The organism is Polaribacter sp. SA4-12 (genome assembly GCF_002163675.1).
Classification (GTDB): domain Bacteria; phylum Bacteroidota; class Bacteroidia; order Flavobacteriales; family Flavobacteriaceae; genus Polaribacter.
In genome coordinates this window covers 1,393,858-1,420,475 of the sequence record NZ_CP019334.1, presented here as the reverse complement: position 1 = coordinate 1,420,475, position 26,618 = coordinate 1,393,858, and the positions used below count along the sequence as shown (strand labels likewise).

Here is a 26,618-nt window from a genome sequence, read left to right as displayed (position 1 = left end):
TTTTGGCGTTTTAACGGGCTTTCCACTATATCTTTTTGCTGAAAAAGCAAAAAGGATGCCGTTTCAATCCCTAACGCGCTTACTCAACTTTTTAAAAAAAGAAGAATTTTGTAATTATCAATTTTAAAAACCGACTTTAAGAATTATTAAAAATCAATATTTATCAACTTATGAAAAAAGTAATTTTATTATTAATTATTGTGATTTCAGTTTCTTGTAAAAATGAAGCTAAAAAAGATGTTAAAAAAGAAGTTATTGTAGAAGTAAAAAAAGAAAATTTCCCAAACGAATTAGGAAAGGTTTTTGAAAAACACGGAGGAATAAAAGCGTGGAGAAATGCCAAAGTTTTATCTTTTAATAAAGGAGAAGAAGTACATACTTCAGATTTGCATTCACGTAAAATTGTAATTAATTCTCCAAAGTATTCTTTAGGTTTTGATGGTAAAGAAGTTTGGTTAGATGAAGAAACGAAAGGAGATTATAAAGGAAATCCTAGTTTTTATTACAATTTATATTTCTATTTTTATGCAATGCCATTTGTTTTAGCAGATGACGGAATTAGCTACAGCAAAGTAGATGATTTAATTTTTGAAGGAACAAATTATCCTGGTTATAAAATTTCTTACGCTTCAGATAAAGGAACTTCTCCAGACGATAATTATATTGTTTATTATAATCCTAAAACGTATCAAATGGAATGGTTGGGATATACAGTTACGTTTAGATCTAAAAAGCCAAGTGAAAAGTATAAGTTGATAAAATACAATAAATGGGAAAACGTAAATGGATTTGTTTTGCCTAAAGAAATTACGTGGTATAATAAAGATGAAAAAGGGATTCCTACAGAACCTGCAAGACCTGCTACAGAGTTTACATTGCCTTTAATAAGTCAGGGTAAATTAGCAGATTCATTTTTTGAGAAACCTATTGTTGAGTAAGTAGTTTTTTAGTAGATGGTAAAAATAGTTAGTACAATTTAGTTTTTTGTATAAAAAAAGGTGTTTTTCCCCTATTCTTATAATCTAAATATTAGTTAAATTTGAAAAAAAAATAAAACTATGAATTTAACACACACACACACACACACACACACACACATCTTAGGTTTTTTAAATATCTATTAATTTTCTTATTTATTTTATCTTCTTGTTCTGAACAAGATAGTATTACAAGTTTAAATGAAAAGCCTTTAGTAGAAGCTACCACAATAAACTACAAAGGATTAATAGTAAAAAACCGTTTTGCTCTTGATGAAAAAGAAATAGTTTTAGACGAGTCTGAAAGTTTCCTAAAAGTTTTAAAGAGTAAAAGAAAAAAAATTGGGAATTACCAATCTAAAACAGATAATTTAGATTACGAATTTGAACAGGCTTTAGAATCTGCAGAACAGGTTTTACCTTTTTTCCCTTATGAAGAAAACGGAGTAAATTTAGAGATGATTCAATACGATTTTCCAGAATTATCTCAAACAGAAATTGAAGATCAAATCGATTTAATTGATGAGTATTATGCTAGGGCTTTAAATAACACAATTGTAAATCATATGGAAGGAGTTCTAGATCTTGATGATTTTGTTTATTATAATCCTCCTAATAATAATCCTCCCGTTATTCCAACTCATAATTCAGAAAATTTACCAAACGAAGAAAAAAAAGACTGTATTTTAAGGCTTGGAGATATTAATTGGATAGATTTCAAACAACTGTATTCAATGTATTTTGCAGACAAGGGTGCAACAAATTCATCTAGAAGTAAATATGACCACTTAGACCCAAATAATACTAAAAGAGACGATTATAGGCATACTGTTTGGAATGCTTTACTTTCTAGATATTATTGGACAACATCTTCTAAACTTAAAAAGTTTAATTTTGCAAAGAAAATAGCAGATTTAAATGAAAGATGTGCCACTAATGAAGTAGGTACTTTGTATATGGACTATCATAATAACGAAGTTGGTAGGCAATTATACCAAGATAAAACTACATTTAAAAAATTTTTATGGATGAAAACGGGTTTAAATGAACCATCTGCAAATGAACTAAAAGATTTTGCTTATGATTTAATTGAAGATCATGCCGTTTTTATTGATATGAATAATCTTTTTCCAACACAAGGTATTACTGAACCTCAAGAACTTGCTTATTTAAAAATAATTAGAGCAGATAAAACAAAACCAGTTTATTTATCAGAAGAAATAAATAAAAACCCCTATTATGGAAACTAAAAAAATAAAATACTTTATATATTTAATTATTTTATGTGTAAGCTATTCTTGTATTCCTTCAATTGGCAATATTGATGAAGCAGAAGAAAGTGGTTATGAGTTAATAATTAGAAATTATTCTGAAAAAGATTATACTGGTTTTATATTTTATAATGGTGTTATAAATGATAATAATAAATTTGTGATTATAGATTCTATAGAATATGAAAATTTTATAATACCAAATAAAAATATTGGAGATAATGTGTCAGGAAATGGAGAAAAATCTTCTATAATTAGACCATTTATGACTAGTCATCCAAAATTAACAAAGTTTAATACATGGGCACCACCAAGTTTTGAAAAAATTAACGAAATTTCTCCTGAAGCAAAAGTTAGTTTAAAATTTTTATTACATGAAAACAATAAAAGTATTGTAAAAACACCAAATGGTATTGGTACAGTATATATTGATATTTTAGAAGATGGTAGTTTAAGATAAATTCTCAATAATCTTATCATAAACACTAACATAATAATCATGAAACCTTGAAAGCAACACGTTTTCGAGGTTTTTTGTGTTTTTAAGAATATCTAAATCAAATAATTTAATGTCAGTAACTTCTTCTTTTTGAATTTTTAATGATGAAACAGGAACTTTCAATTCTGCAATAAAAACATGGAGGAATAAAGGCGTGGAGAAATGCCAAAGTTTTATCTTTCAATAAAGGAGAAGAAATCCATACTTCAGACTTGAATTCGCGTAAAATTGTAATTAACACGCCAAAATATTCTTTAGGTTTCGACGGAAAAGAAGTTTGGTTAGATGAAGATATCAAAGGAACTTATAAAGGAAACCCTAGTTTTTATTATAACTTATATTTCTATTTTTATGCAATGCCTTTTGTGTTGTCAGATGATGGAATTACTTATAGTAAAGTAGATGATTTAATTTTTGAAGGAACAAATTATCCTGATTATAAAATTTCTTACGCTTCAGATAAAGGAACTTCTCCAGACGATAATTATATCATTTATTATAATCCTAAAACCTATCAAATGGAATGGTTAGCCTATACAGTTACGTTTAGATCTAAAAAACCAAGTGATAAATTTAAAATGATTAGATATCATAAATGGGAAAATGTAAACGGATTGATGTTACCCAAAGAAATTACTTGGTATAACAAAGATGAAAACGGAGTGCCAACAGAACCTGCAAAACCTGCAATAGAATTTACGCTGCCATTAATTAGTCAAGGTCAATTAGATGACTCATTTTATGAAAAGCCTAAAAATTAATCAAGCAGTAAATCTTTAAGTTTTAAATCGTCGTTTTTATTTAAACGAGACAGTATTTTTAAGAAAGCAATCGCTGTAATATATGCATCACCACTTGCTGTATGACGATCGCTTTTAGAAATATTTAATTCATCACACAAATTATCGAGAGAGTAGTGTTTATCTTTTTCTTGATAAACTGTGTGTTTAGATTTTTTATAAAGAGTACCAGTATCAAGCGTTTTGTTTTGTAATTTGGGTAAATTGTTTCTTTTTAAAATTTCGTTCATCATATCTATATCAAAACCGACATGATGACCAACTAAAACTGCATCTTGAATATAGTTTAAGAAAAGTTTTAAAGCAGTTAGTTCCGTTATTTTTTCAATTCTCCCTTCTTTTAAAATCCCATGAATAGGTACCGTTTCTGCAGTAAACACTTTTTGTAAAACATACACCTCAAAAACATCATTTACATTAATTGCATTATCAATTAAAGAAATGGCTCCGATAGAAAGTACCCTGTCATCTCTACGCGAAAAACCAGTGGTTTCTGTATCAAAAACAATAAACCTAGTTTCTTTAATTGGGAGTTCTTTATTTTGTAAAATACTTGCTTCATACTCCAAATAATAGGAAGGTAATACGGGTTTTTCTTTTTTACTAAACCAATTCAACTTCATTGTTATCGAATATTTTTTAAATTAAATCTATTAGAAAGTAATTCTTGAATTTCCCTGATTGGTTTAAAACAGCGTTTTAATTTTAACTTTTCTTCTTTTGTTAAAGACTCTAATAAAATAATTTTACCAGAATCGTTATTTAAAATCCCCTGCTTAGTTTTAAATTTTAGTAAAGCTTTAAAAGCATATGCACAAGATTGGTATAGCTCTTTATTTTGAGGTTCTAATTCTGCTAATTTTTCGAAACGTTGTGATGTATTATTAATTTCTGATACATTTTTTGATAATATTAAAAGCCTTGCAGCATTGATTAATGGCATTAAAGCTCTTTTTTTGATATTAAAAGAATCTTTTCTATCTCCATTATTCTCTACTAAAAACTGTTTAAAGAAACCTAAAGGAGAAGGGCTTGCAATTGCTTCTTTTCCTAAAAAAGTATAGATTAAAGTTCTTTCATTTAGTGTTTCAAAAATACTTTTACTCAATTCTTTTGCTAAGTTAACTTCACCATAAACAGTGTTGTAATCAAAGAAAATCGAAGATAATAAAATTGCTTTATCATCAACATTAATAATCCAGTCGTTAAACTTGTTTTTCCATTCAGACAAAGACATACACCATTCAGGATTGCTAGCCATCATTTCTGCAGGACAATATTCATATCCAACTTTATGAAGTGACTTTGTAATATGACTTGCTAGTTTTAAAAAATATTTTTTGGTTTTTAAATAATCTGCTGCATCAGTATCTTCAAAAATTAAAGCATTGTCTTGATCGGTGTATAAAAGCTGTTCCTTTCTTCCTTGACTACCTATAGCTAACCAAGAGAATTTTACAGGTGGAGGAGAATCCATCTTTTTTAAAGAAAGCTCAATAATTCTGATTGTTACACTATCATTTATTTCTGAAATAATTTTAGAAATATGTGATAATGGAATATTCTGTTCTAAATATGATTTTAAAAGTAGGTTCGCTTTATTTCTGATTTTACGAATTTCCTTCGTTTTTTTTGCTCTCTTAATTTCTTTTAAAATAACGGTAGGGTTATTTCCAAGAGAGGCTAAAACATCATGATTTGTTAAAATTCCAATTAATTTAGAATTGCTTGTTCCATCCGTTGTAATACATAAATGCCCTACTTTATGTTTTATCATTTGTAGTTGAGCATCTAAAATAGTAAGGTTTTTAGACTGTGTAATTACAGGCGTAGACATAATTTCTTGCACGGATGTATCTATAGAAAAAAGGCCTGTTGCTATTTTATTTTTAAGATCACTATTTGTAATAATTCCTATAGGATAACATGCGTCATTAACGACTATTATACAACCAATTTTTCGATTGCTCATTTTTATGGCAGCTTCCTTAACAGTCCATTTTACGGTACAACTTAGTGGTTTTTTTGTGTATTTAACAGAGTTTAAATTAGAATCAACTAAATTATTTTTTTCAATATAATCTGTAAATACATTGCTACTTTGCTCATTTGTATAAGGGTCAAAAGATTTTGAGGCAAAAGAAGTTATAAGGTATTTATTAATTTTCAAGTTTTTTTCTGATACTGCTTCAAAAACTTCTATCGGAATTCCAAAAACAATAGATTCTTCATTTGCAGTTGCATCTAATAAATAATTTTCTTTACTAATTAATGGTCTTAAACCAAAAATATCTCCACCATCACAAATATCAATAAGAGTTTTATCGTTTTCAGATTTTTTACTTAAACTAATACCACCATTTCTTACAATGTAGAAATATTTATGAATTTTGTCATTCTGATTAAAAAGTACTTTTCCTTTTTCTAAATAGATGACTTTTACTTCCGTAGAAATTTCTAATATTTTCTTGTTAGTTAATAAATTAAAAGGAGGGTAGTTCTTTAAGAAATCGGAAACACGTTCTGCAATACTATTTTTCATCTTTTTCTGTTTGTTGATAAATTTTATTCAGTTTTACTTACAGGAGTTTTTTCTAAATCATAAACTGAAGTAGATATATCTATACGAAACCATTCTTTAAACATTTTGTATGTTCGTTTTTGTGGCCATTCCTTTTTATTGGTGTGCCAGCCATCTAATTCCATCATAAAATATCTATCGAATTTCTTTTTTAAATAAGCCTCAATATCTTCATAATTACTGTTGTTAATTAAATAAATATTAATTTCATTAAAAGTTGATTCATCAAATTTAGAATCTGGATAAATAGTGTCGTGCCAATTTATAAAAGGATGTAAGGGTTTTAAAGAAATTGCAGATCTATTTATAAAGTTCTCTTCAAAATCATCATTATTAGATTCTGGTTCTGATGTTCCCATCAGCATATCTATCATATAGTTTTCTTCTTTTTCTGTAACTACCTTTAGTTTTAAAACGCCATTAACTTCTTCAATTTCAAAATCAATAATAAAATTAGTAAATTCTTTAAATTTTGACACCTTATGAGTAATCATCTTTTTTATTAAAGGATAATTAATATCACTATCTTTTGCTATCGATATTATTTCTTTAAACTCATTTTCACCTAAAAGGTATTTTATATTTCCATAATTCCAAGCGTCTATAGCAATATCAAAAACCTCTTCTTGATATTCAAAATCAATAAAATTATTTGTAAAAGGTAAAATGAATTTATCTAAAAGGATAGCATATTTTTCTTCGGTATTTTGACTAGCATTGCTGCCTTCAAATAAATTTAAAATTTTTCCTTTTTTCATTTTGATGTAATTTTTATAATTTCATTGTAAACCGAAACATAATAATCATGAAACCTTGGAAGCAAAACGTTTTCAAGGTTTTTTGTATTTATTAAGGTTGATAACTTAAGTAATTTAATGTCATCAACTTCTTCTTTTTGCATTGTTAATTTTGATAAAGGAACTTTTAATTCAGCTATAAAAACATGGTGATGTTCGTTATCTTGAATTCCATTTGCATGAGAAACTTGATGAATTCTTGTCCCAATTTTGATGAGGTCTCTATCTTCTATTTGTAAGCCAATTTCTTCAAAAACTTCTCTTTTTGCTGATGTTAAAATTTCTTCACCTGCACCAACATGTCCTGCAACAGAAATATCCCACAAACCAGGAAATACTTTTTTAGTCAGTGCTCTTTTTTGTAATACTATTTTTTCATCCGAAGTAAACAACCAAATATGAACAGTTGCATGAAACCAACCATTTTTATGAGCTTCAGATTTTAAAGCCGTTTTTCCTGTTGATTTTCCTTCGGGAGTTAAAATATCAATTAGTTCATCCATTTATAAACAAGATAAAATGCAGTTTGTTAATTTAGTAAAATCCTCTTTGGTATTGTATAAATGACAAGAAAGACGAATGTAATTTCCTCTAAAAGAAATAAAAATATTTTCTTGTTGTAGTTTCGATTTCAATTCTTCAATATCTAATTTCTCAGGTAATTCAACGCCAAATAAATGATGTGTTCTAAAGTTATCGTCTTCAATAAAACAACCATTTTGTTTTAATATTTTAACAGCATCAGAAGTAGTTTCTTTACAATACTCTTGAATTGCTTTTGGACTCCAGATTAAAACTTGCTTTAAAGCCTCAATTTGCATTTTTATGTAAATAAAACTTGCATGTTCACCCGTAGAATATCTATTTGCTAAAGGTTTGTATTTAGATTCGTAAGAAGTTAAATGGCTCATGTTTTCGCTATTTAAACGATTAGACCAATTTTCTTCTAATGGATTTCCATTGTCAAAATATTCGCCAAAATAGCCATAACCACAACCATAAGACCCAAATAACCATTTATAACCTGCGCAAATTAGAGCATCAGGTTGAATTTCTTTCACCGAAAAAGGTAATGCTCCAACAGACTGACTTCCATCAATAATTAATAAAGCATTGTTTATTTTTACTTTTTTGCTAATTGCTTTTAAATCAAATAAAGTTCCGTTTGCCCAATGAATATTTCCTATAGTTACAACTGCTGTTTTATCAGAAATTGAATTTATTATTGCTTCATTCCAATTTTTACCTCTATTTTTTCTTTCTTTAGGCATTGAAACAACCGTAATTTTTGCATCAAATTTATTTGCTAGTTTTTCCCAAACATAATAATTACTAGGAAACTGTTCGTCAACTAAAAGAATTTCATCTCCTTTTTTTAAGGTGATATTATTAGCTGCTGTTGCCAATCCATAAGAAGCAGAAGGAATATTTGCAATTCTATTAAAGTCATCTGCATCAATAAGTTTAGCAAACAATTTTTTGACTTCTTTTACAGGCTCAAAATAATGGTCTCCTGTAATTTTATAGGGATGACTTTTCTCTAAAACACCATCAATTCCTGCTTGTTCAACAGCTTTAAAAGAAGGTGATTGACTAGCAATATTTAAATACGTTATTTCTTCAGGAATACTGAAAAGGTGTTTTTGATTGGTGAGTTTCATAATTTAAGGGATTGTAATCATTCCTGTAAGTAAAAAATTGCCTTCTGTTTTATCAAACATATAAATTATATTATGACTCTCATTACCATAATTTTCTTCAAAGCCATAATTAATTCTAATCATTAAATCATCTTGATAAACTGAATACTCTTTTTTGTCTAAAAGATCTTTGTTGTAAAATTTATTTTTATAATTTTTAAATATATAGATACTTGAACTTAGGCTTTCAGTTTCATTCGGAACGCAATCAACACATTTAATTGAGTCAAATGAATTTTTAATTAAATAATCAATATTATTTTTATCTAAATTGATTTTAAATTTTTCCCAATGAACATTTTTTTCAAAATGATTGGGTTTATTATTGCATGAAATAAATGCAATTAATAAACCCAAAAATGTTATATTTTTTATAAAAATTTTACTCAAAGTAAGAAAAAGTTTCTCCGTCTTTAATATTTAAAAGTGTTTCATAAATCATTTTAATCACATTTTCAACATCCTCTTTATGAACCATTTCTACAGTTGTGTGCATGTATCTTAATGGAAGAGAAATTAATGCAGAAGCAACACCACCATTACTGTATGCAAATGCATCAGTATCTGTACCTGTTGCTCTAGAAAGTGCAGAACGTTGAAAAGGAATCTTTTTTGCTTCGGCAGTTTCTGTAATTAAATCACGTAATTTTTGTTGCACAGCAGGAGCGTAAGCTATAACAGGACCTTTACCCATTTCTAAATGTCCAGCAGATTTTTTCTCAATCATTGGAGTAGTTGTATCATGCGTAACATCAGTAACAATAGCAACATTTGGTTGAATTGTATGTGTAATCATTTCTGCTCCACGTAAACCAATTTCTTCTTGTACAGAATTTGTAATGTACAATCCAAAAGGCAATTCTTTTTTATTCTCTTTTAGTAAACGAGCAACTTCAGCAATCATAAAACCACCCATTCTGTTGTCTAAAGCTCTACAAACAAATTTGTCTCCATTTAAAATATGAAATTCATCTGGATACGTAATTACACAACCAACATGAACACCTAAATCTTCAACTTCTTTTTTTGTAGCACAACCTGTATCAATAAAAATATTGTCTGGTTTTGGCGCTTCTTCATTCGCTTTATTTCTAGTGTGAATTGCTGGCCATCCAAAAACACCTTTTACAATTCCGTTTTTAGTATGAATATTTACAATTTTACTCGGTGCAATTTGATGATCAGAACCTCCATTTCTAATCACGTAAATCAATCCATTATCAGAAATATAATTAACATACCAAGAAATTTCATCAGCATGCCCTTCAATAACAACCTTGTATTTTGCATCTGGATTTATAACACCAACTGCAGAACCATAAGTGTCAGTAATAAAAGTATCTACATAAGGTTTTAGATAATCCATCCAAATTTTCTGACCTTCCCATTCATAACCAGTTGGAGCAGCATTATTTAAGTATTTTTCTAAAAATGTAAGTGATTTTTTATTTAAAATTGATTTTTTCGCCATAATATCTTTTCAGTTTGTGTAAAAATAAAACGAATTTTTATGATTTGCCTTAAAATAATCACAAAAAAGTGTAACAAAACTTCTTACTTTAGCACTAATATCAAAAGTAAAATCACTAAAACCAAGAATATGAAGTTAGTAATTGAAAATTTAACCAAGACTTATAAAAACGGAGTAAAAGCTATAGACAATTTAAGTATCGAAATTGGTACAGGAATGTTTGGTTTATTAGGTCCTAATGGAGCGGGAAAATCATCTCTGATGAGAACAATTGCAACTTTGCAAAGTCCTGATTCTGGTTCAATTACTTTTGGAGATATTAATGTTTTAGAAGATAATATGTCTTTGAGAAAGGTTCTTGGGTATTTGCCTCAATCTTTTGGAGTGTATCCAAAAATGTCTGCGGAAGATTTGTTAGATTATTTTGCTACTTTAAAAGGTATTTCTAATAAATCAGAAAGAAAAGCAATTGTAAATGAGGTTTTAGAAATTACTAATCTATTTGATGTAAGACGCAAGCATGTTGCAGGTTATTCTGGAGGAATGAAGCAGCGTTTTGGTATTGCACAATTACTTTTAAATAATCCAAAATTAATTATAGTTGATGAGCCAACTGCAGGTTTAGATCCTGCAGAACGTCATCGTTTTTTAAATGTTTTACGTGAAGTTGGTACAAATACAACTGTTATTTTTTCGACACATATTGTAGAAGATGTAAAAGAATTATGTAATGAAATGGCAATTTTAAATGGAGGTAGAATATTAAAGCATACAACTCCACAAGAAGCAACTAAAGAAATTGCAAATACAATTTGGACTAAAATTATCACTAGAGATGATTTAGAAGAAAATGAAAAAAACTTCAATATTTTATCATCGAACTACAATCAAGATAATACGTTAAATATAAGAGTGCATTCTGCAGAAAAACCTGCGGATGATTTTATTGCTGCAACTCCGCAATTAGATGATGTATATTTTATCGCTTTAAAACAAGATGAACCTGTTACCGCATAAACAGCACGATTAAACAATTTAACAGTTCAACTTTTACACATTTAAATTATGTTTTCAACTATTTTCAAACAAGAATTAAAATACTGGTTTAATAAACCTGCATTTTATATTTATATAGGTATTTTCTTAATATTGGCTTTCTTTTTATCAGCAGCTTCAGCTGGTTTATTCGATTCAGTAACAGCCACAACTGGTTCTTCTAGAATTGTAAATTCACCAATAGGAGTTTCTGGTTTATTTAATGCATTAACCATTTTTATATTCTTCTTATTTCCTTCAATTGTTGGGGTTTCAATATTTAGAGATTTTAAAAGTGAAATGCATACGATCTTGTATTCCTATCCTTTTACCAAAGCAAATTACTTATTTGCTAAGTTTTTTAGTTCAATTGTAATTGTATCTATTATTGTTTTTTCAATTGCTTTGGGAATGGTCGTTGGTTTTCGTATTCCTGGTACAAACCCAGATATTGTAGGTCCATTTAATGTAGTTACCTATTTACAAACGTATTTTGTATTTATTTTACCAAATGTTTTATTGTTTGGTGCTATTGTTTTTGCTGTTGTTGCTTTTACAAGAAATATTGCAGCAGGTTTTATAACGGTAATTATTTTAATGTTTGGTCAAGGGGTTTTAGAAAGCTTGCTTTCTGACCCAGAGCATAGAGGTTTAGCGGCAATTTTAGATCCTTTTGGTTCAGCTGCTTCTAGTTACTATACAAAGTATTGGACGCCTTCTGAACAAAATGAATTACAAATTCCATTAAAAGAAATGATTGTATACAACCGTTTATTATGGTTGGTAATTTCAACGGTTATTTTTGGATTCGTGTTCAAGTTCTTTAAATTTAGCCAGAATGCAATTTCTATTTCTTTTAGTAAACCTAAAGCAGAGAGAGTTACAAAAACCAACTTTAGCGGAATTACAAGAATTTCTTTACCTAAAGTATCTTATGATTATTCTTTTCTTCAAAATTTAAAAACAACTTGGAAATTATCGAATCTCGATTTTAAATACATCTTTAAAAGTTGGGCATTTATTTCAATTGTATTAGTCGGACTTGTATTAATCGTTGTTACGTTATCTGAAGTAGGAGACATTTTTGGAACACCAACATTACCAATTACTTGGAAAATGTTAAACCTTAGTGGCGTTTTCTTTGCTTCTATAAACATTTGTACATTTTTATATGCGGGTATGTTAGTGCATAGAGCAAAAATTGCCAAAATAAATCATTTGGTTGATGCAACTCCGATTCCTAACTGGACGTTGTTGTTATCTAAATTAATTGCTTTAATAAAAATGCAATTGGTTTTATTGGCAGTAATTATAGTTTCTGGTATGGTTTTTCAAATGTATAAAGGCTATTATAATTTTGAAATTGGTCATTATCTTTTTGAACTTTATTGTTTAAATTTCTTAAGTCTTCTTGTTTGGGCTTTATTATCAATATTTGTTCAAACCTTAATAGGGAACCCTTATTTGGGATTATTTGTATTGCTTGTAATTTCTATTGGAATGCCATTTTTATCATTGGCAGGAATAGAGCAATCTATATTTAAATATGGTCAAGGTCCACGTTTTAACTATTCTGATATGAATGGTTATGGAATTTTAGAACCTTTTTTATGGTATAAATTATATTGGATTTTATGTGGGGTGGTACTATTATTTGTCTCTTTTCTGTTTTGGGTTCGTGGAATACCGAATTCGTTTATAGAGAGAATTTCAATTGCTAAAACACGATTTAAAGGGTTTGCAGCTATAGGATTTGGAGTTTTCTTAATTGCATTTTTAGGTTTAGGATATTCAATTTATCAAGAAACAGGAGCAAAAGCAAAAAGAACATCTTCTAAAGAAGCAGAATTGCAAAGTGTTAATTGGGAGAAGACGTATAAAAAATATGAAGGGTATGCACAACCAAGAATTATTTCCGTAAAAACAGATGTAAATATTTTTCCGAAAGAAAGATTATTTGATGCTTCTGCAACTTTTGTAATGGTGAATAAAACAAATAAAGCGATTGATACGTTGTTTTTAAACCATAATTCTTTAGAAAGTACTTTTGAGTTTAATAAGCCAAATACCTTGGTTTTAGAAGATACAATTCAGCATTTTGATATGTATCATTTTAAAGATAAAATTTTACCAGGAGATACTTTGCAGCTTTCTTTATCTGTAAAAAGCAAGAAAAATACAACGTACAGAAAAAAATCTCCAGTAAGAGAAAACGGGACATTTATCAATAATTTTTCTATGTTTCCTTCTTTAGGATATTCTTCTCAGGCAGAATTAACAGATAATAAAACACGTAAAAAATACGATTTACCAAAAAATGATTTACGTCCAAAACCATCAGATTCAACAGCTTTAGGAGATACTTATATTTCTAAAGATTCAGATTGGATCGATTTTGAAGCTACAGTTTCTACATCTAAAGATCAAATTGCAATTGCTCCAGGGTATTTGCAAAATGAATGGATAGAAAATGATAGAAAATATTTCCATTATAAAATGGATAGTAAAATTTTGAATTTCTATGCTTTTAATTCAGCTAGATATAAAGTAAAAAAAGAAAACTGGAAAGGAATCAGTTTAGAAATTTATTATCATAAAGGACATGAGTTTAATTTAGATAGAATGATGAAAGGGATGAAAGCATCTTTAGATTATAATTCTAAAAACTTTAGCCCTTATCAACATAAACAATTAAGAATTGTAGAGTTTCCAAGAACAGGAGGAAGCTTTGCGCAATCTTTTCCAAATACAATTCCTTTTTCAGAAGGTGTTGGGTTTATTGCTGATGTAGATGATAAAAATGATGATGGAGTAGATTATCCGTTTGCAATTACTGTGCATGAAGTTGCGCATCAATGGTGGGCGCATCAAGTTATTGGAGCAGATGTTTTAGGTGCGACAATGTTGTCTGAAAGTTTATCTGAATACGTTTCTTTAAAAGTATTAGAACATCAAAAAGGAAAAGAGAAAATTCGTACTTTTTTAAAGAAAGCATTAGATGATTATTTGATGCAAAGAACGATGGAAAGAAAGCGTGAAAATGCATTGATGTATAATGATGGACAAGGATATATTCGTTATCAAAAAGGATCTTTAGTCTTTTATGCTTTGAGTGATTATATAGGTGAAGAAAAACTAAATGGAGCTTTAAAGAAATATGTTGAAAAAGTGAAGTTTCAAGAAGCTCCTTATACAACTTCTATAGAAATGGTTGATTATATTAGAGAAGCAACTCCAGATTCGTTACAATATGTAATTAAGGACATGTTTGAAACGATTACTTTATATAGAAATAGAATATTAGACGCAAAATCTACTGAATTAGAAAACGGAAAATATGAAGTAGAAATAGAGTTTGAAGTTTCTAAATACAGAAATGATGAAAAAGGAAAACGTTATTACGGTGAGCAAGTAGGCGATACATTGACTTATAAAACTGATAAAATGAAGAAACCAATTTTATCTGTGCCTTTAGCAGATTATATAGATATTGGAATTTTCACAGAAGAAGAGGTTGATGGAGAAAAGAAAGAAAAAGAGCTTTATTTGAAGAAGTATAAGATTACGAAGATTAACAATAAGATTAAAATTATAGTTGATAAGAAGCCTGTTGAAGTAGGAGTAGATCCGTATAACAAGTTAATTGACACGCAATCTGAAGATAACAGAAGAAAATTATAATTTATGAAAAAGCAGACCAAAGTATTTTCGGTACTATTTCTAATTATAGTTGTTTTACATATTTTTGGGCTTTTGTATAATGAAACATTAGGTGCTTTAACAAAACCATTTATAACAATTCTTTTAGCAGTTGTTTATTTATCCGCAGTTAAAAAACCTAGTTTCTGGTACATCTCAGCATTATTCTTTTCTTTTTGGGGTGATACCTTTTTACTTTTTAAAGACCAATTCTTCTTATTTGGGTTGGTTTCTTTTCTAATGGCTCACATTTTATATATAAAAATTTCATCGGGTTATTTGAGAAAAATAGGTTTTACCAAAATAATTACAGCTTCAATTCCATTTGTACTTGTTTTTGGAAGTATCGTTCTTTTAATTAAAGACAATTTAGGAGATATGTTAATTCCTGTGATAATTTATGGAATCATAATTTCTGCTTTTGGTACGCTAACTTTATTGAATTATTTACAACAAAAAACTACAGAAAATTTATGGTTGTTTTTAGGAGCTTTAATTTTTATAATATCAGATAGTTTCTTAGCTGTTAATAAATTTCATGAAGCAAGAGAAATGTATGGTGTAACTATAATGGTCACTTATATTGTAGCTCAATATTTAATATGTAAAGCAATGATTATTAAAGATTCTTAGAAGAAAAGATATTGAAATAAAAAAGCAGTTACTAAAAGTAACTGCTTTTTTTTGTTCTAAATAAATAGATATAGTTTTTTATTCTTTTGATCAATTATTAGTTTAATTAGGGGGAGCCAATAATTAGGGGGATGATAAAAAAATAATTTACGTCATATGTATTGATCTAGGGGAAAATAGTAACTATAATAATATAATTACACTACAATAATATAAATAAAAAGGATACAAAACAACTAAAATCGTAAAAAATATTCTTTATTTTATTAAATCATTATATTTTGATTTTATCCTTTGATAAAGAAAATTGAAATGATTTATTTTTTGTGTGTAAATATGCTAGTTTTTGAATTGAATACTAGCTTGTTAATTCGTGTTCAATAATAAATGTAAAACTTATGGAGTTTTAAATGAATTTTAATTTTTAAAATATTAGTGAGTTTGTTGATTATATAAATGATGAGAAGTTTATAATAAACAGTGTCATTAAATTTCTAATATGTAAACTTATAGAAAGAATATTTTATAAATAAAAAAAGCAGTTACAAGAAGTAACCGCTTTTTTATTCTAAATGAATAGATATATTTTTTTATTTTTCAATCAATTATTAGATATTTTAGGGGGCTCCAATAATCAGGGGGATGATTTCAAAAAAAATTATTTCATATGTATTGATTTAGGGGAAAACAATAATTACTTTTAAAATGTTTAATTGTAATTACACTACAATATTAAAGATATATATTCTAATACGCAAATAAATGTCAAAAAAAATAATAATTTTTTTTCAATCATTTTTCCTATTAAAGGATTTTTTTTCTTTAAAAATATAAGACGATTGCTCCTGCAATAAATATTATAAAAGCGCTTGTAAAAAGAAGTCCACTATCATTATTATGTTCAATGCCTAATTTTGTTAAATGATCAAAAATTGCTCCACTGATTAATTCTACAGTTAATCAAGCGCCCATCCATGTTGTTCTAGGGATAAGAATTAATATTGAAGCAGTTAACTCTAATACTCCAGTTCCTGTTCTCCTAAAAGCTTCATTCTCTCCTGCTAGTTTTGTAAAAAGACCAATACTTTCTTTAGCTCAATAAAATTATAAAATAATATTTGAAGCATAATTATTACTGTAATTATTTTTAAAATGAATAATGTTTTTTTGTTCATCTCAGTGGATTTAAAATTTTTGACGAAGTATTTATTTTCAACTTACATAAATCATTATATTTGGTAACTCTGTTAAATATTAATCCTATAAAAGATAGTAATGAAAAATATTTTATATGTTCTTCTAGTGTTCTTTATTTTTTATTCTTGCACTAAAAAGAAGGAAGTAGAACTTGTTTTTTTAGACGAATATGTAGTGAAAGATTCACTAGAAATAAACAATTCTTTTATTGGTGGACTTTCAGGTATAGATTATGCAAACGGATTCTTTTATTTTGTAGTTGATGATTCTAAGAGTCCAAGATTTGTAAAAGCAAAAATTGATATTCAACAGAACAAAATTAAATCTGTAGATTTTAAGAATGTTTTTTATTTAAATGACACTACAACTGCTTTTTACAATGAAAATTTTTTAGATTTAGAATCAATCTTCATAGATAAGGAAACTCAAGAAGTTAATTTTGTTAGTGAAGGATCCATCCTTAAAGGTAAAAGTCCATCAGTTTTTGCAACCGACTCTTTGGGTAATTTTGTATGCAGTTATACTATTCCAGATTATTTTATTCCAAATAAAATTGTGAAATTAAAGCATAATGGAGCTTTTGAAGGTTCTTCTAATAGTATAAATGGACAAGGTTTTTGGGTAGCAATGGAATCGCCTTTAATAGTTGATGGAGATGAACCTACTTTTAAGAAAGCATCTTCACCAATTAGAATTACTTATTTCGATAAGGAATCTAAGAAGGCAACAAAGCAATTTGCATATCAATTAGAACATATTACCAAACCTTCAAAAGGCAATATCAATTTAAATGGCTTAACATCTATTTTAGAATATAAAGAAAATCATTTCTTTATTATTGAAAGAACTTATCAAAGTGGGTATGGAGCTTTGGGGAATATCATAAGAATTTTTGAGGCAACTGCTGATGAAACAACAACCAATGTTTTAGATATTGAATCATTAAAAGAAACAGTTTTTACTCCGCTTAAAAAAAGATTAGTATTCAACTTTGAAGATGTAAGAGGTGAGCTAACAGAAGGAATAGTTGATAATATTGAAGGAATTTCATTTGGCCCAAAATTGGCAAACGGAAATGAATCTTTAGTTTTGGTTTCTGATGATAATTTTCAACTTTATGGAAAACAGTTAAATCAGTTTATTTTATTAGAAATTGTAAATAAGTAGATGAATTTATCTAATTTAAAAGAATCTCGATTAAGAAAGAAGTTTGATAAAATAGTATCAAAACTTCAAGAAAATAGAATTGTCTCTCAAAAAGAGATTATTACTGTTGGTATACTTACAACTGAAGCTGTTTCATCAAAAACAGACCTACAATCAGAAATTGAAGCTGTCTTAGGTTTAAAGAATTCTAAAATATATTCCTTTAAGAAATTTGATAAATCAGACGAAGTCTCTTTTAAACATTTTTCAGAAAAAGATATAAATTGGAAAGGGAAATTTATAGAACCAACCTTTCAGAGCTTTTTAGAACAACCATTTGATTTATTGATAGGTTATTTTAATCAGCATCATTTGTATTTAGAAAAAGCTATTTTAGACTCTAATGCAGGTTTTAAAGCAGGTTTTTCAGAAGTAAACTCAAAGTTATATGAGCTTGAAATTTCTACAGAATTAGAAAATGTTCAGCAATTTTCTTCAGAACTAAAAAAGTACCTTCAAATTCTGAAGAAACTAAAAAATTAAACTTTAATAATAAAGTTGTTTATTCTTACTAAGAATAGCTTTTTTTATAATTAAATCCGTCTTAAAATCGTAATTTTACAGCTTTAAAATACTATAGAATGCAAAAATTTATTGGAACTGGAGTTGCGTTAATTACGCCTTTTAAAGAAGATTTAAGTGTAGATTTTGATGCGCTTATAAAATTGGTGAATTACAATATTGATAACGGAACAGATTATTTAGTTATCAATGGTACAACTGGCGAAAGCGGAACGATTACTAAAGAAGAAAAACAAGAGATTATAAATGTTATTATTAAAACTAATAATAAGCGTTTACCTTTAGTTTTAGGAGTTGGTGGTAATAATACAGCTTTAGTTATAGAAGAATTAAAAACTAGAAATTTTACTGGTATAGATGGTATTCTTTCTGTTGCACCTTATTATAGTAAGCCAACACAAGAAGGGTTTTATCAGCATTTTAAAGCAATTGCAGAAGCTACAGATTTGCCAATTATTTTATACAATGTTCCTGGTAGAACAGCAAAAAATATGGAACCAGCTACAACTTTACGTTTAGCAAATGATTTCGATAATATTGTAGCTGTTAAAGAAGCAGGTAACAACAAGCAACAGTATTATACTTTATTAAAAGATAAACCAGCAGGTTTTTTAATAATTTCTGGTGATGATGATTTAGCATTAGGAGTAGCCTTAGCTGGTGGTTCTGGAGTGATTTCTGTAATTGGACAAGCGTTTCCAAAACAGTTTTCTACGATGATAAACCACGGTTTACAAGGAAATAATAAAGAAGGTTATGATATTCATTATAAAATGATGGATATTATAGATTATATTTTCGAAGAGAATAATCCTGCAGGAATAAAAACAGTTTTACAAGAATTAGGTATTTGTAAAGATGATGTACGTTTGCCTTTGGTAAAATCTAGTACAGAACTTTCAGTTAAAATAGCTAAATTTGTAGCGAACTTTAAATAAGAAATATGTTATCACCAATTATTCAAGACGCATTAAATAAACAAGTAGTTATTGAGGCAGAATCTTCTCAAGTATATTTAGCAATGGCTTCTTGGGCTGAAACACAGGGTTTTGAAGGTGTTTCGCAATTTATGTATGCGCATTCAGACGAAGAAAGAATGCACATGTTAAAATTAGTGAAGTTTATAAATGAAAGAGGAGGGCATGCAATTATTTCTGCTTTATCAGCACCACCAGTTTCTTTTGGTTCTTTTAAAGAAATGTTTCAAGAATTATTTAATCATGAAGTTGCTGTTTCTGCATCTATAAACGATTTGGTTGATATTTCTCTACAAGAAAAAGATTATGCTACTCATAATTTCTTGCAATGGTATGTTTCAGAGCAAATAGAAGAAGAAGCATTAGCTAGAAATATTTTAGATAAGATTAGTTTAATAGGCGATGATAAAAGTGGTTTTTACCTTTTTGATAACGATATTAAACAATTAATTACTCCAGATAATACGCAACAATAATATTAACATACTTTTAGTATCAACTTATCGCTTTTTTTACGTTTTTTGTAGACAATTACACTACACAATTTACTGTGTAAAAAAACGTTTTATTAATCCATATTTAATCACTAATTTTGCACGATGCAAAAAATTAAAAATTTAGCGTATTTACTGATGTTCTCACTTGTCTTATTTTCATGTGGCGAATATCAAAAAGTATTAAACAAAGGTACATCTGAAGACCAGTATAAAATGGCTACTAAAATGTACGAGAGTAAGAATTACGGAAAAGCTTTGCGTTTGTTCGAGAAAATTACACCTACGTATAGAGGTAAGCCACAAATGGAGCGTATTCAGTTTATGGTAGCTCAATCAAATTTTAACGAGAAAAACTATAGTATTTCTGGTTATTATTTTGATCGATTTGCAAAGAATTATCCTAAAAGTTCAAAGAAAGAAGAGGCAGCTTTTTTATCTGCTTATAGTTATAAATTAGCTTCACCACGATTTAGTTTAGATCCAACTGATACAAATAAAGCATTAGAAGCTTTTCAAGGTTTTATAAACGAGTATCCAGATTCAGATAAAATAGAGGAAGCAAATACCCATTATAAAGAGTTAAGATATAAGCTTCAGAAAAAATATTTCGAAATTGCTAAGACTTATTACAGAACAGCAGATTACGATTTAAGAAATTATAAAGCTGCAATTCAGGCTTTCGATAATTTATTGTCAGACTATTTAGGGTCTGAATTTAAAGAAGAAGCATTGTATTATAGATTAAAAGCGGCACATGATTTTGTTCTAAAAAGTACATTTAGAAGAAAGCCAGAACGTATAAAAGATGCGATTTCTGCTTATGAAAAACTAAAAAGAAATTATCCTGAATCTAAATTCATGGATGAGGCTAATAATATGTTAGTTACCTTAAATGACGAAAACAAAAAGTCAGAGGATTTAATAGCTAAACAAAAAGAATTTAAAGATTCACAAAAGAAATAATAACTAATTATGGATTATAAAGACACAAAGGCACCTTTAAGTACTATTACTTATAATAAGAATGAATTAGAAGCTCCTACACAAAATATTTACGAGGCTATTTCAATTATTGCCAAAAGAGCAAATCAAATTAACGGAGACTTAAAGAAAGAGTTGGTTGATAAATTAGAAGAGTTTGCTACTTATAACGATAGTTTAGAAGAAGTTTTTGAAAATAAAGAGCAAATTGAAGTTTCTAAATTTTACGAAAAATTACCAAAACCAACGGCGATTGCTGTTGAAGAATGGTTAAATGGTAAAGTTTATTTTAGAACTCCAGAAACTGAATAATGTCTATTTTAAGTGGTAAAAAAGTTCTTTTAGGAATTACTGCTGGAATTGCTGCATACAAAACGGCTAGTTTAGTTCGTTTATTTATAAAATTAGGCGCAGAAGTCAAAGTAGTTATGACTCCTGCGTCTAAAGATTTTATAACACCTCTTACACTTTCCACACTTTCTAAGAATCCTGTTCATTCAACTTTTTATGATAAAGAAGATGAAGAAAATGAAATGTGGAATAGTCATGTAGATTTAGGTCTTTGGGCAGATTATATCGTAATTGCTCCTGCAACTGCAAATACAATGTCTAAAATGGCAAATGGAATTTGCGATAACTTGTTATTAGCGGTCTATTTATCTGCACAATGTCCAATATATTTTGCTCCAGCAATGGATTTAGATATGTATATACATCCTTCTACAAAAAACAGTTTAGATACATTAAAATCTTTTGGAAATACAATTATTCCTGCAACTTCTGGTGAGTTAGCAAGTGGTTTAGTTGGTGAAGGAAGAATGGCAGAACCTGAAGATATTGTGTCATTTATAGAAAATGACATTTTATCAAAATTGCCTTTAAAAGGGAAAAAAGTTTTACTTACAGCTGGTCCAACTTATGAAGCAATAGATCCTGTTCGTTTTATAGGAAATCATTCTTCTGGTAAAATGGGGTTTGCAATCGCAAATGCTGCTGCCAATTTAGGAGCAGAAGTATATTTAATTTCGGGTCCAAGTAATCAGCAAATAAAACATTCTTTAGTACATAGAATTGATGTTGTTTCTGCAGATGAAATGTACAATGCTGCACACCTATATTATAAGGATGTTGATATTGCAATTCTTTCTGCTGCTGTAGCAGATTATAAACCAAAAAATATTGCAACTCAGAAAATAAAAAAGAAGGATTCTACGTTAGAGATTGAGTTGACACCAACAAAAGATATTTTAGCTTCTTTAGGAGAAATTAAAAAAAATCAGTTTTTAGTTGGTTTTGCACTAGAAACAAATAATGAGCTAGAAAATGCAAAAAGCAAACTTAAACACAAGAATTTAGATGCAATTGTTTTAAATTCTTTACAAGATAAAGGAGCTGGTTTTGCAACAGACACAAATAAAATCACTATTATTGATAAGGATTTAAATGAGAAATCTTTTGAATTAAAATCTAAAGTTGAAGTAGCTAAAGATATTATAAACGAAATTGTAAAAACTATAAATGCGTAAACTTGTATTCCTTTCTCTGTTAATGTTTTCAATCTCTGTGATGAAATCACAAGAATTGAATTGCTTGGTTACTGTAAATTATAATCAAGTTCAAGGTTCAAATACACAAGTTTTTAAGACATTAGAGAATTCTTTGTCAGAGTTTGTGAATCAAACAAAATGGACAAATAAAGAAGTAAAAGCAGAAGAAAGAATAGATTGTGCTTTTACAATCATTATTTCATCAAGAGACGCAAATACTTTTAAAGCAACCTTACAAGTGCAATCTACAAGACCAGTTTTTGGTTCTACGTATGCGTCACCAATATTAAACTTAAAAGACAACGATTTTAACTTTAAGTATAATGAGTTCGATCCGTTAATTTATAACAAAAACTCATTTGATAGTAATTTAATTTCGACGATTGTTTTTTATGCGAATATTGTTTTAGGCGCAGATGCTGATACTTTTAAAAATAAAGGAGGAGAAGTATATTTAAAAGAAGCTCAGAATGTAATGTTGCAAGCACAACAAAGTGGATTAGCATCATGGCAAAATGTGGTTGGTAAACAAAATCGTTTTTTATTGATTGATAATTTTTTATCACCAAAATTATCAGCTTACAGAAATACTACATATAATTATCACAGAAACGGATTGGATAAATTAGTTACTGACAAAAATATAGCAAAACAAACTATTGAAGATGCTGTAATTTCTTTAGAAAGTATTTATAATAAAACGGTTGGTAATTATTTAATTAGAACCTTTTTTGATGCAAAATCAGATGAAATAGTAAATTTATATTCTGATGGACCAGCAACCAGAAATCAAAATAAATTGATAGAAGTTGTTAGAAAATTATCTCCGAACAACAATTCTAAGTGGAAAGATATTAAGTAAAACATTAATTGTTCTTTATCCTTTATTCTTGATACAATTTTCACTAATTTTATTTTCTAAAATTCAGAGAATTTGTTAACACAACTTTCCATTAATAACTACGCGTTAATCAATAAGTTATCTATTGATTTTTCTTCAGGTTTATCTATTATTACAGGTGAAACAGGTGCAGGGAAATCGATACTTTTAGGTGCTTTAGGATTAGTTTTAGGTAACAGAGCAGATTTGTCGTCATTAAAAGACACATCTAATAAATGTATTGTTGAAGCAAAAGTTGCTATTTCAAATTATAGTTTAGAAGACTTTTTTAATGAAGTCGATTTAGATTATGAACATGAAACAATAATAAGAAGAGAGATTTTACCATCAGGAAAATCACGAGCATTTGTAAATGATACTCCTGTTACGTTAGCAGTTTTAAATCAATTAAGAACAAGGTTAATTGATGTTCATTCACAACATCAAACAATGCAGTTGTCTGATAATCTTTTTCAATTCTCTATTTTAGATGCATTGGCAAAAAATCATGCAAGAATAGCTTCTTACAAAAGAGGTTTTGTGCAGTTGAATAAACTAAGAAGGGAACTTTCTCAATTAGAAGCCAAACAACTAGAAGCAAATCAGCAATACGATTATAACTTACATTTATTTAAAGAATTAGAAGAAGCTAAAGTTAAGATTGATGAACAAGAAGTTTTAGAAGAAAAGTTAGAAAAATTAAATAATATAGAAGATATTAAAGACAATTTATCTGAAGCTTTATCCCTTACGGTTAATGACGAAATCGGAATTCAGAATTTACTAAATACTTTAGAAAATAGACTGACTAAAATTTCATCGTTTTCTAAAGAATATCAAGAAATTTCAGAGCGAGTTACTTCGGTAAAAATTGAAATTGATGATATTGTTGCTGAGTTAGAAAATGCAAATGAAAATGTAGATTTCAATCCCAATGAAGCAGAAGAAATTAATGATAGATTGCAATTGTTGTATAATTTACAGAAAAAACATACTGTAAATTCAAATGAAGAATTACTAGCAGTTTTCGAAGATTTATCAGAAAAAGTGGGAGTTGTAGAATCTGCAGGTGAGGTTATCAATAAAAAACAAGAAGAGATAGATTCAGTTTCTGTAAAGTTAGATAAAGTAGCAGGTTTAATATCGAAAGCAAGAACAAGTTCAATTCCGAAATTAACAAAAGAATTACAAGTTTTATTAACTGATCTAGGAATGGAAAACGCACGTTTTTCAATCACTATAAAACCAACTAAAAACTATTTTGCTAACGGAAAAGACGAATTAGAATTGTTGTTTTCTGCAAATAAAGGAGGGAACTTTGGAGAGTTGAAAAAAGTGGCTTCAGGAGGAGAATTATCTAGAATTATGCTTTCTGTTAAAAAAGTATTATCAGAAAACACACAATTACCAACCATCATTTTCGATGAAATAGACACAGGAGTTTCCGGTGAAGTTTCAAATAAAATTGCAGCTATTATGCAGCAAATGAGTAATAATATGCAAGTAATTGCAATTACGCATTTACCTCAAATTGCAGCAAAAGGAAGCAATCATTACAAAGTATATAAAAAAGAAATAAACGGAGTAACCACAACCAATTTAAAGCAATTAACTACAGAAGAAAGAATTGTAGAGATTGCAGAAATGTTAAGTGGTAAAGATATTTCAGATTCTGCACTTACACACGCAAAAGAATTATTGAATTAGATTTTTTTTAAGCTATTCCTGCTTTCGCTACTCGCTTTTTTCGTACCTCAAAAGAGCTCAGACATACCGCTCAATCAGGGCTAAACTTGTTTGCCAGCTTTTATTTATTTTAATAAATAAATCTGTTTAGGTTTGCATTTTTTCTTTGATGTCATTTTTGTAGATTCGTTTAATATATTTAATATGGGAATATTTAAAAAAATTGATACCGTTTTAGCTTCTTTAGGAAATTTAAAAGCTATGAAAAGAACTCATGTAGATACATTTACTGAGGATAAAATTGAAAATGTTTCTGGAGAGAAATATGGGGTTTCTAAATTAGGTTTTATTTACGTCGAGTTTCAAGAATTAGGTGGGTTCTATTTTCTAAATACAACTGTAATAAGTGCTTCTGATTTTAAAACAAATAAAGGTTCAATTTTAGAATTTAATTCGGATGCTGAAGAGTTAATTTTAAAATCTGATGATTATATGTTAGAATCAGACTTTTCAAATGTTTCAAATAGATGGATTACAAAAATAAATTACTCGGTTTCAGAAGAAGAATTGAAACAGATTTATAATAAGGAATTTAACTCTGTATGTTTTAAAGTTAAAAAATATAAAATTGAATTTAATATAAACATTTGAAACTAAATTTCTCCATAATAATTCCAGTTTACAATCGTCCACAAGAGATTGATGAGTTGTTAGAAAGTCTTACAAAACAAGATTTTTCTGATAGTTTTGATGTTTTGATTATTGAAGACGGTTCAGAAGATTCTTCAGAGAAGATTGTTGAGAAATATACAAATCAACTTGATGTAAAATATTTTTTTAAAGAAAACAGTGGAGCAGGAGCAAGTCGTAATTTCGGAATGCAAAAAGCTTCAGGAAATTATTTTATCATTCTAGATTCAGATGTTATTGTTCCAACTCAATATTTATCCGAAGTAAAAAAAGCTTTAGAAACTAATTTCACTGACGCATTTGGTGGTCCAGATGCAGCACATTCAAGTTTTACAGCATTACAGAAAGCTATTAATTATTCTATGACTTCTGTTTTAACAACAGGAGGAATTCGTGGGAAAAAACAAGCGGTTGGTAAATTTCAACCAAGAAGTTTCAATTTAGGGCTGTCAAAAGAAGCTTTTGATAAAACACAAGGTTTTTCAAAAATGAAAAACGGAGAAGATATCGATTTAACTTTTCGTCTTTGGGAAAATAGATTTGATACGCAATTGATAGCAAAAGCATTTGTATATCATAAACGTAGAAGTTCTATAAAGCAGTTTTTTAAACAAACTTTTGGTTTTGGTACAGCAAGACCAATTCTGAATAAAAAGTACCCTGAGACTGCAAAACCAACATATTGGTTTCCTTCTTTATTTATTATAGGAATAGATGTAAGTATAATTTTAGCGATTTTTGGCTACAATCAATTGTTGTATTTCTACGGATTTTATTTTGTGCTAATCTTCTTAGATTCTCTATTTCAGAATAAGAATTTGTATGTAGCTTTTTTAAGTATTTTTACTTCTTTAACCCAGTTTTTAGGATATGGATTAGGGTTCTTAGAATCGAAGTTTTATCCAATGAAAAATAAATAATTTTTATAAAGGTATCGACTGCGCTCGACCAGACATTGAATTTATTAAAAGA

At 28.3% G+C, this 26,618-nt stretch carries 26 protein-coding genes; 18 read left to right on the top strand and 8 right to left on the bottom strand.

The genetic code is table 11. The features are described 5' to 3' along the window. Window positions 1–170 precede the first annotated feature (170 nt). From BTO07_RS06085 to BTO07_RS06075, 3 genes are all read left to right on the top strand, one after another. The gene (locus BTO07_RS06085; protein ID WP_087520384.1) at window positions 171–938 is read left to right on the top strand and encodes a DUF6503 family protein; all 768 of its coding nucleotides are present in this window, start codon (window positions 171–173) and stop codon (window positions 936–938) included. Window positions 939–1,435: 497 nt separating this feature from the next. Continuing rightward, a complete protein-coding gene (locus BTO07_RS06080; RefSeq protein ID WP_087520383.1) occupies window positions 1,436–2,227 on the top strand; it encodes a DUF6973 domain-containing protein in 792 nt (263 codons plus the stop codon). After that, on the top strand, window positions 2,217–2,708 hold the full coding sequence (locus BTO07_RS06075; RefSeq protein ID WP_087520382.1) for a hypothetical protein: 492 nt from the start codon (window positions 2,217–2,219) through the stop codon (window positions 2,706–2,708). Before BTO07_RS06080 ends, BTO07_RS06075 begins: the two co-directional genes overlap by 11 nt. On the opposite strand, the gene BTO07_RS17295 is transcribed toward BTO07_RS06075, so the two are convergent. Then, window positions 2,700–2,870 carry a hypothetical protein gene (locus tag BTO07_RS17295; RefSeq protein ID WP_232457096.1) on the bottom strand — a complete coding sequence of 57 codons (171 nt, stop codon included), beginning with the start codon at window positions 2,868–2,870 and terminating at the stop codon, window positions 2,700–2,702. The two genes, BTO07_RS06075 and BTO07_RS17295, sit on opposite strands and share 9 nt — an antisense overlap. Before the next feature lie 89 nt (window positions 2,871–2,959). On the opposite strand from BTO07_RS17295, the gene BTO07_RS06070 reads away from it, so the two are divergent. Then, entirely contained in the window at window positions 2,960–3,508 is a 549-nt protein-coding gene (locus tag BTO07_RS06070) for a DUF6503 family protein (protein ID WP_198342516.1), read from the top strand. Here the strand turns inward: BTO07_RS06070 and BTO07_RS06065 are convergent. From BTO07_RS06065 to BTO07_RS06035, 7 genes are read right to left on the bottom strand one after another with little or no spacing between them, the layout of a single operon-like run. Beyond that, entirely contained in the window at window positions 3,505–4,170 is a 666-nt protein-coding gene (locus BTO07_RS06065; protein ID WP_087520381.1) for a 3'-5' exonuclease, read from the bottom strand. The genes BTO07_RS06070 and BTO07_RS06065 overlap by 4 nt on opposite strands. 2 nt (window positions 4,171–4,172) lie before the next feature. Then, complete coding sequence (locus BTO07_RS06060; protein ID WP_087520380.1) at window positions 4,173–6,089, bottom strand: DUF294 nucleotidyltransferase-like domain-containing protein; 1,917 nt, start codon at window positions 6,087–6,089, stop codon at window positions 4,173–4,175. 23 nt (window positions 6,090–6,112) lie between these two features. Then, window positions 6,113–6,886: a hypothetical protein gene (locus tag BTO07_RS06055; protein ID WP_087520379.1), complete on the bottom strand. Its 774-nt coding sequence runs from the start codon at window positions 6,884–6,886 to the stop codon at window positions 6,113–6,115. Continuing rightward, window positions 6,883–7,428: an NUDIX hydrolase gene (locus BTO07_RS06050; RefSeq protein ID WP_087520378.1), complete on the bottom strand. Its 546-nt coding sequence runs from the start codon at window positions 7,426–7,428 to the stop codon at window positions 6,883–6,885. The genes BTO07_RS06055 and BTO07_RS06050 overlap by 4 nt, the downstream gene beginning before the upstream one ends. Further along, window positions 7,429–8,586, bottom strand: a complete 1,158-nt coding sequence (locus BTO07_RS06045) for an aminotransferase class V-fold PLP-dependent enzyme (protein WP_087520377.1) — start codon at window positions 8,584–8,586, stop codon at window positions 7,429–7,431. A 3-nt stretch (window positions 8,587–8,589) separates the two neighbouring features. Then, window positions 8,590–9,015, bottom strand: a complete 426-nt coding sequence (locus tag BTO07_RS06040; protein ID WP_087520376.1) for a hypothetical protein — start codon at window positions 9,013–9,015, stop codon at window positions 8,590–8,592. Further along, on the bottom strand, window positions 9,008–10,096 hold the full coding sequence (locus BTO07_RS06035) for a M42 family metallopeptidase (RefSeq protein WP_087520375.1): 1,089 nt from the start codon (window positions 10,094–10,096) through the stop codon (window positions 9,008–9,010). Before BTO07_RS06035 ends, BTO07_RS06040 begins: the two co-directional genes overlap by 8 nt. A 129-nt stretch (window positions 10,097–10,225) precedes the next feature. Between BTO07_RS06035 and BTO07_RS06030 the strand changes: the two genes are divergently transcribed. The 14 genes from BTO07_RS06030 (at window position 10,226) to BTO07_RS05960 (ending at window position 26,566) form a co-directional block, all read left to right on the top strand. Beyond that, a complete protein-coding gene (locus BTO07_RS06030; RefSeq protein ID WP_087522566.1) occupies window positions 10,226–11,113 on the top strand; it encodes an ABC transporter ATP-binding protein in 888 nt (295 codons plus the stop codon). Between the two features lie 48 nt (window positions 11,114–11,161). Next, window positions 11,162–14,812: a M1 family aminopeptidase gene (locus BTO07_RS06025; RefSeq protein ID WP_087520374.1), complete on the top strand. Its 3,651-nt coding sequence runs from the start codon at window positions 11,162–11,164 to the stop codon at window positions 14,810–14,812. A gap of 3 nt (window positions 14,813–14,815) precedes the next feature. Further along, complete coding sequence (locus BTO07_RS06020; RefSeq protein WP_087520373.1) at window positions 14,816–15,463, top strand: lysoplasmalogenase; 648 nt, start codon at window positions 14,816–14,818, stop codon at window positions 15,461–15,463. Between the two features lie 1,275 nt (window positions 15,464–16,738). After that, window positions 16,739–17,827 (top strand): esterase-like activity of phytase family protein, encoded by a 1,089-nt coding sequence (locus tag BTO07_RS06010; protein ID WP_087520372.1) that lies wholly within the window; start codon window positions 16,739–16,741, stop codon window positions 17,825–17,827. After that, the gene (locus BTO07_RS06005; protein WP_087520371.1) at window positions 17,828–18,349 is read left to right on the top strand and encodes a DUF6913 domain-containing protein; all 522 of its coding nucleotides are present in this window, start codon (window positions 17,828–17,830) and stop codon (window positions 18,347–18,349) included. A 98-nt stretch (window positions 18,350–18,447) separates the two neighbouring features. Continuing rightward, window positions 18,448–19,326, top strand: coding sequence for a 4-hydroxy-tetrahydrodipicolinate synthase (dapA, locus tag BTO07_RS06000; protein WP_087520370.1), 879 nt, complete (start codon window positions 18,448–18,450; stop codon window positions 19,324–19,326). A 5-nt stretch (window positions 19,327–19,331) separates the two neighbouring features. Then, window positions 19,332–19,841 carry a ferritin gene (locus BTO07_RS05995; protein WP_087520369.1) on the top strand — a complete coding sequence of 170 codons (510 nt, stop codon included), beginning with the start codon at window positions 19,332–19,334 and terminating at the stop codon, window positions 19,839–19,841. Between the two features lie 123 nt (window positions 19,842–19,964). Next, window positions 19,965–20,825, top strand: coding sequence for an outer membrane protein assembly factor BamD (locus BTO07_RS05990; protein WP_087520368.1), 861 nt, complete (start codon window positions 19,965–19,967; stop codon window positions 20,823–20,825). Window positions 20,826–20,834: 9 nt separating this feature from the next. Then, on the top strand, window positions 20,835–21,155 hold the full coding sequence (locus BTO07_RS05985) for a DNA-directed RNA polymerase subunit omega (RefSeq protein ID WP_087520367.1): 321 nt from the start codon (window positions 20,835–20,837) through the stop codon (window positions 21,153–21,155). Further along, complete coding sequence (coaBC, locus tag BTO07_RS05980) at window positions 21,155–22,369, top strand: bifunctional phosphopantothenoylcysteine decarboxylase/phosphopantothenate--cysteine ligase CoaBC (protein WP_087520366.1); 1,215 nt, start codon at window positions 21,155–21,157, stop codon at window positions 22,367–22,369. The genes BTO07_RS05985 and coaBC overlap by 1 nt, the downstream gene beginning before the upstream one ends. Before the next feature lie 40 nt (window positions 22,370–22,409). Continuing rightward, entirely contained in the window at window positions 22,410–23,252 is an 843-nt protein-coding gene (locus BTO07_RS05975) for a type IX secretion system protein PorD (RefSeq protein WP_232457095.1), read from the top strand. A gap of 72 nt (window positions 23,253–23,324) precedes the next feature. After that, a complete protein-coding gene (gene recN, locus BTO07_RS05970) occupies window positions 23,325–24,977 on the top strand; it encodes a DNA repair protein RecN (RefSeq protein WP_087520364.1) in 1,653 nt (550 codons plus the stop codon). A 183-nt stretch (window positions 24,978–25,160) separates the two neighbouring features. Next, window positions 25,161–25,607 (top strand): hypothetical protein, encoded by a 447-nt coding sequence (locus BTO07_RS05965; protein WP_087520363.1) that lies wholly within the window; start codon window positions 25,161–25,163, stop codon window positions 25,605–25,607. Beyond that, a complete protein-coding gene (locus BTO07_RS05960; RefSeq protein ID WP_087520362.1) occupies window positions 25,604–26,566 on the top strand; it encodes a glycosyltransferase in 963 nt (320 codons plus the stop codon). Before BTO07_RS05965 ends, BTO07_RS05960 begins: the two co-directional genes overlap by 4 nt. Window positions 26,567–26,618: the final 52 nt, after the last annotated feature.

What these genes read in the sequence shown, in the direction of transcription:
- BTO07_RS06085 (WP_087520384.1), top strand. Translation starts at nt 171, where the DNA reads ATGAAAAAAGTAATTTTATTATTAATTATTGTGATTTCAGTTTCTTGT.
- BTO07_RS06080 (WP_087520383.1), top strand. Translation starts at nt 1,436, where the DNA reads ATGATTCAATACGATTTTCCAGAATTATCTCAAACAGAAATTGAAGAT.
- BTO07_RS06075 (WP_087520382.1), top strand. Translation starts at nt 2,217, where the DNA reads ATGGAAACTAAAAAAATAAAATACTTTATATATTTAATTATTTTATGT.
- BTO07_RS06065 (WP_087520381.1), bottom strand. Translation starts at nt 4,170, where the DNA reads ATGAAGTTGAATTGGTTTAGTAAAAAAGAAAAACCCGTATTACCTTCC.
- BTO07_RS06060 (WP_087520380.1), bottom strand. Translation starts at nt 6,089, where the DNA reads ATGAAAAATAGTATTGCAGAACGTGTTTCCGATTTCTTAAAGAACTAC.
- BTO07_RS06055 (WP_087520379.1), bottom strand. Translation starts at nt 6,886, where the DNA reads ATGAAAAAAGGAAAAATTTTAAATTTATTTGAAGGCAGCAATGCTAGT.
- BTO07_RS06050 (WP_087520378.1), bottom strand. Translation starts at nt 7,428, where the DNA reads ATGGATGAACTAATTGATATTTTAACTCCCGAAGGAAAATCAACAGGA.
- BTO07_RS06045 (WP_087520377.1), bottom strand. Translation starts at nt 8,586, where the DNA reads ATGAAACTCACCAATCAAAAACACCTTTTCAGTATTCCTGAAGAAATA.
- BTO07_RS06035 (WP_087520375.1), bottom strand. Translation starts at nt 10,096, where the DNA reads ATGGCGAAAAAATCAATTTTAAATAAAAAATCACTTACATTTTTAGAA.
- BTO07_RS06030 (WP_087522566.1), top strand. Translation starts at nt 10,226, where the DNA reads ATGAAGTTAGTAATTGAAAATTTAACCAAGACTTATAAAAACGGAGTA.
- BTO07_RS06025 (WP_087520374.1), top strand. Translation starts at nt 11,162, where the DNA reads ATGTTTTCAACTATTTTCAAACAAGAATTAAAATACTGGTTTAATAAA.
- BTO07_RS06020 (WP_087520373.1), top strand. Translation starts at nt 14,816, where the DNA reads ATGAAAAAGCAGACCAAAGTATTTTCGGTACTATTTCTAATTATAGTT.
- BTO07_RS06010 (WP_087520372.1), top strand. Translation starts at nt 16,739, where the DNA reads ATGAAAAATATTTTATATGTTCTTCTAGTGTTCTTTATTTTTTATTCT.
- BTO07_RS06005 (WP_087520371.1), top strand. Translation starts at nt 17,828, where the DNA reads ATGAATTTATCTAATTTAAAAGAATCTCGATTAAGAAAGAAGTTTGAT.
- dapA (WP_087520370.1), top strand. Translation starts at nt 18,448, where the DNA reads ATGCAAAAATTTATTGGAACTGGAGTTGCGTTAATTACGCCTTTTAAA.
- BTO07_RS05995 (WP_087520369.1), top strand. Translation starts at nt 19,332, where the DNA reads ATGTTATCACCAATTATTCAAGACGCATTAAATAAACAAGTAGTTATT.
- BTO07_RS05990 (WP_087520368.1), top strand. Translation starts at nt 19,965, where the DNA reads ATGCAAAAAATTAAAAATTTAGCGTATTTACTGATGTTCTCACTTGTC.
- BTO07_RS05985 (WP_087520367.1), top strand. Translation starts at nt 20,835, where the DNA reads ATGGATTATAAAGACACAAAGGCACCTTTAAGTACTATTACTTATAAT.
- coaBC (WP_087520366.1), top strand. Translation starts at nt 21,155, where the DNA reads ATGTCTATTTTAAGTGGTAAAAAAGTTCTTTTAGGAATTACTGCTGGA.
- BTO07_RS05975 (WP_232457095.1), top strand. Translation starts at nt 22,410, where the DNA reads ATGAAATCACAAGAATTGAATTGCTTGGTTACTGTAAATTATAATCAA.
- BTO07_RS05965 (WP_087520363.1), top strand. Translation starts at nt 25,161, where the DNA reads ATGGGAATATTTAAAAAAATTGATACCGTTTTAGCTTCTTTAGGAAAT.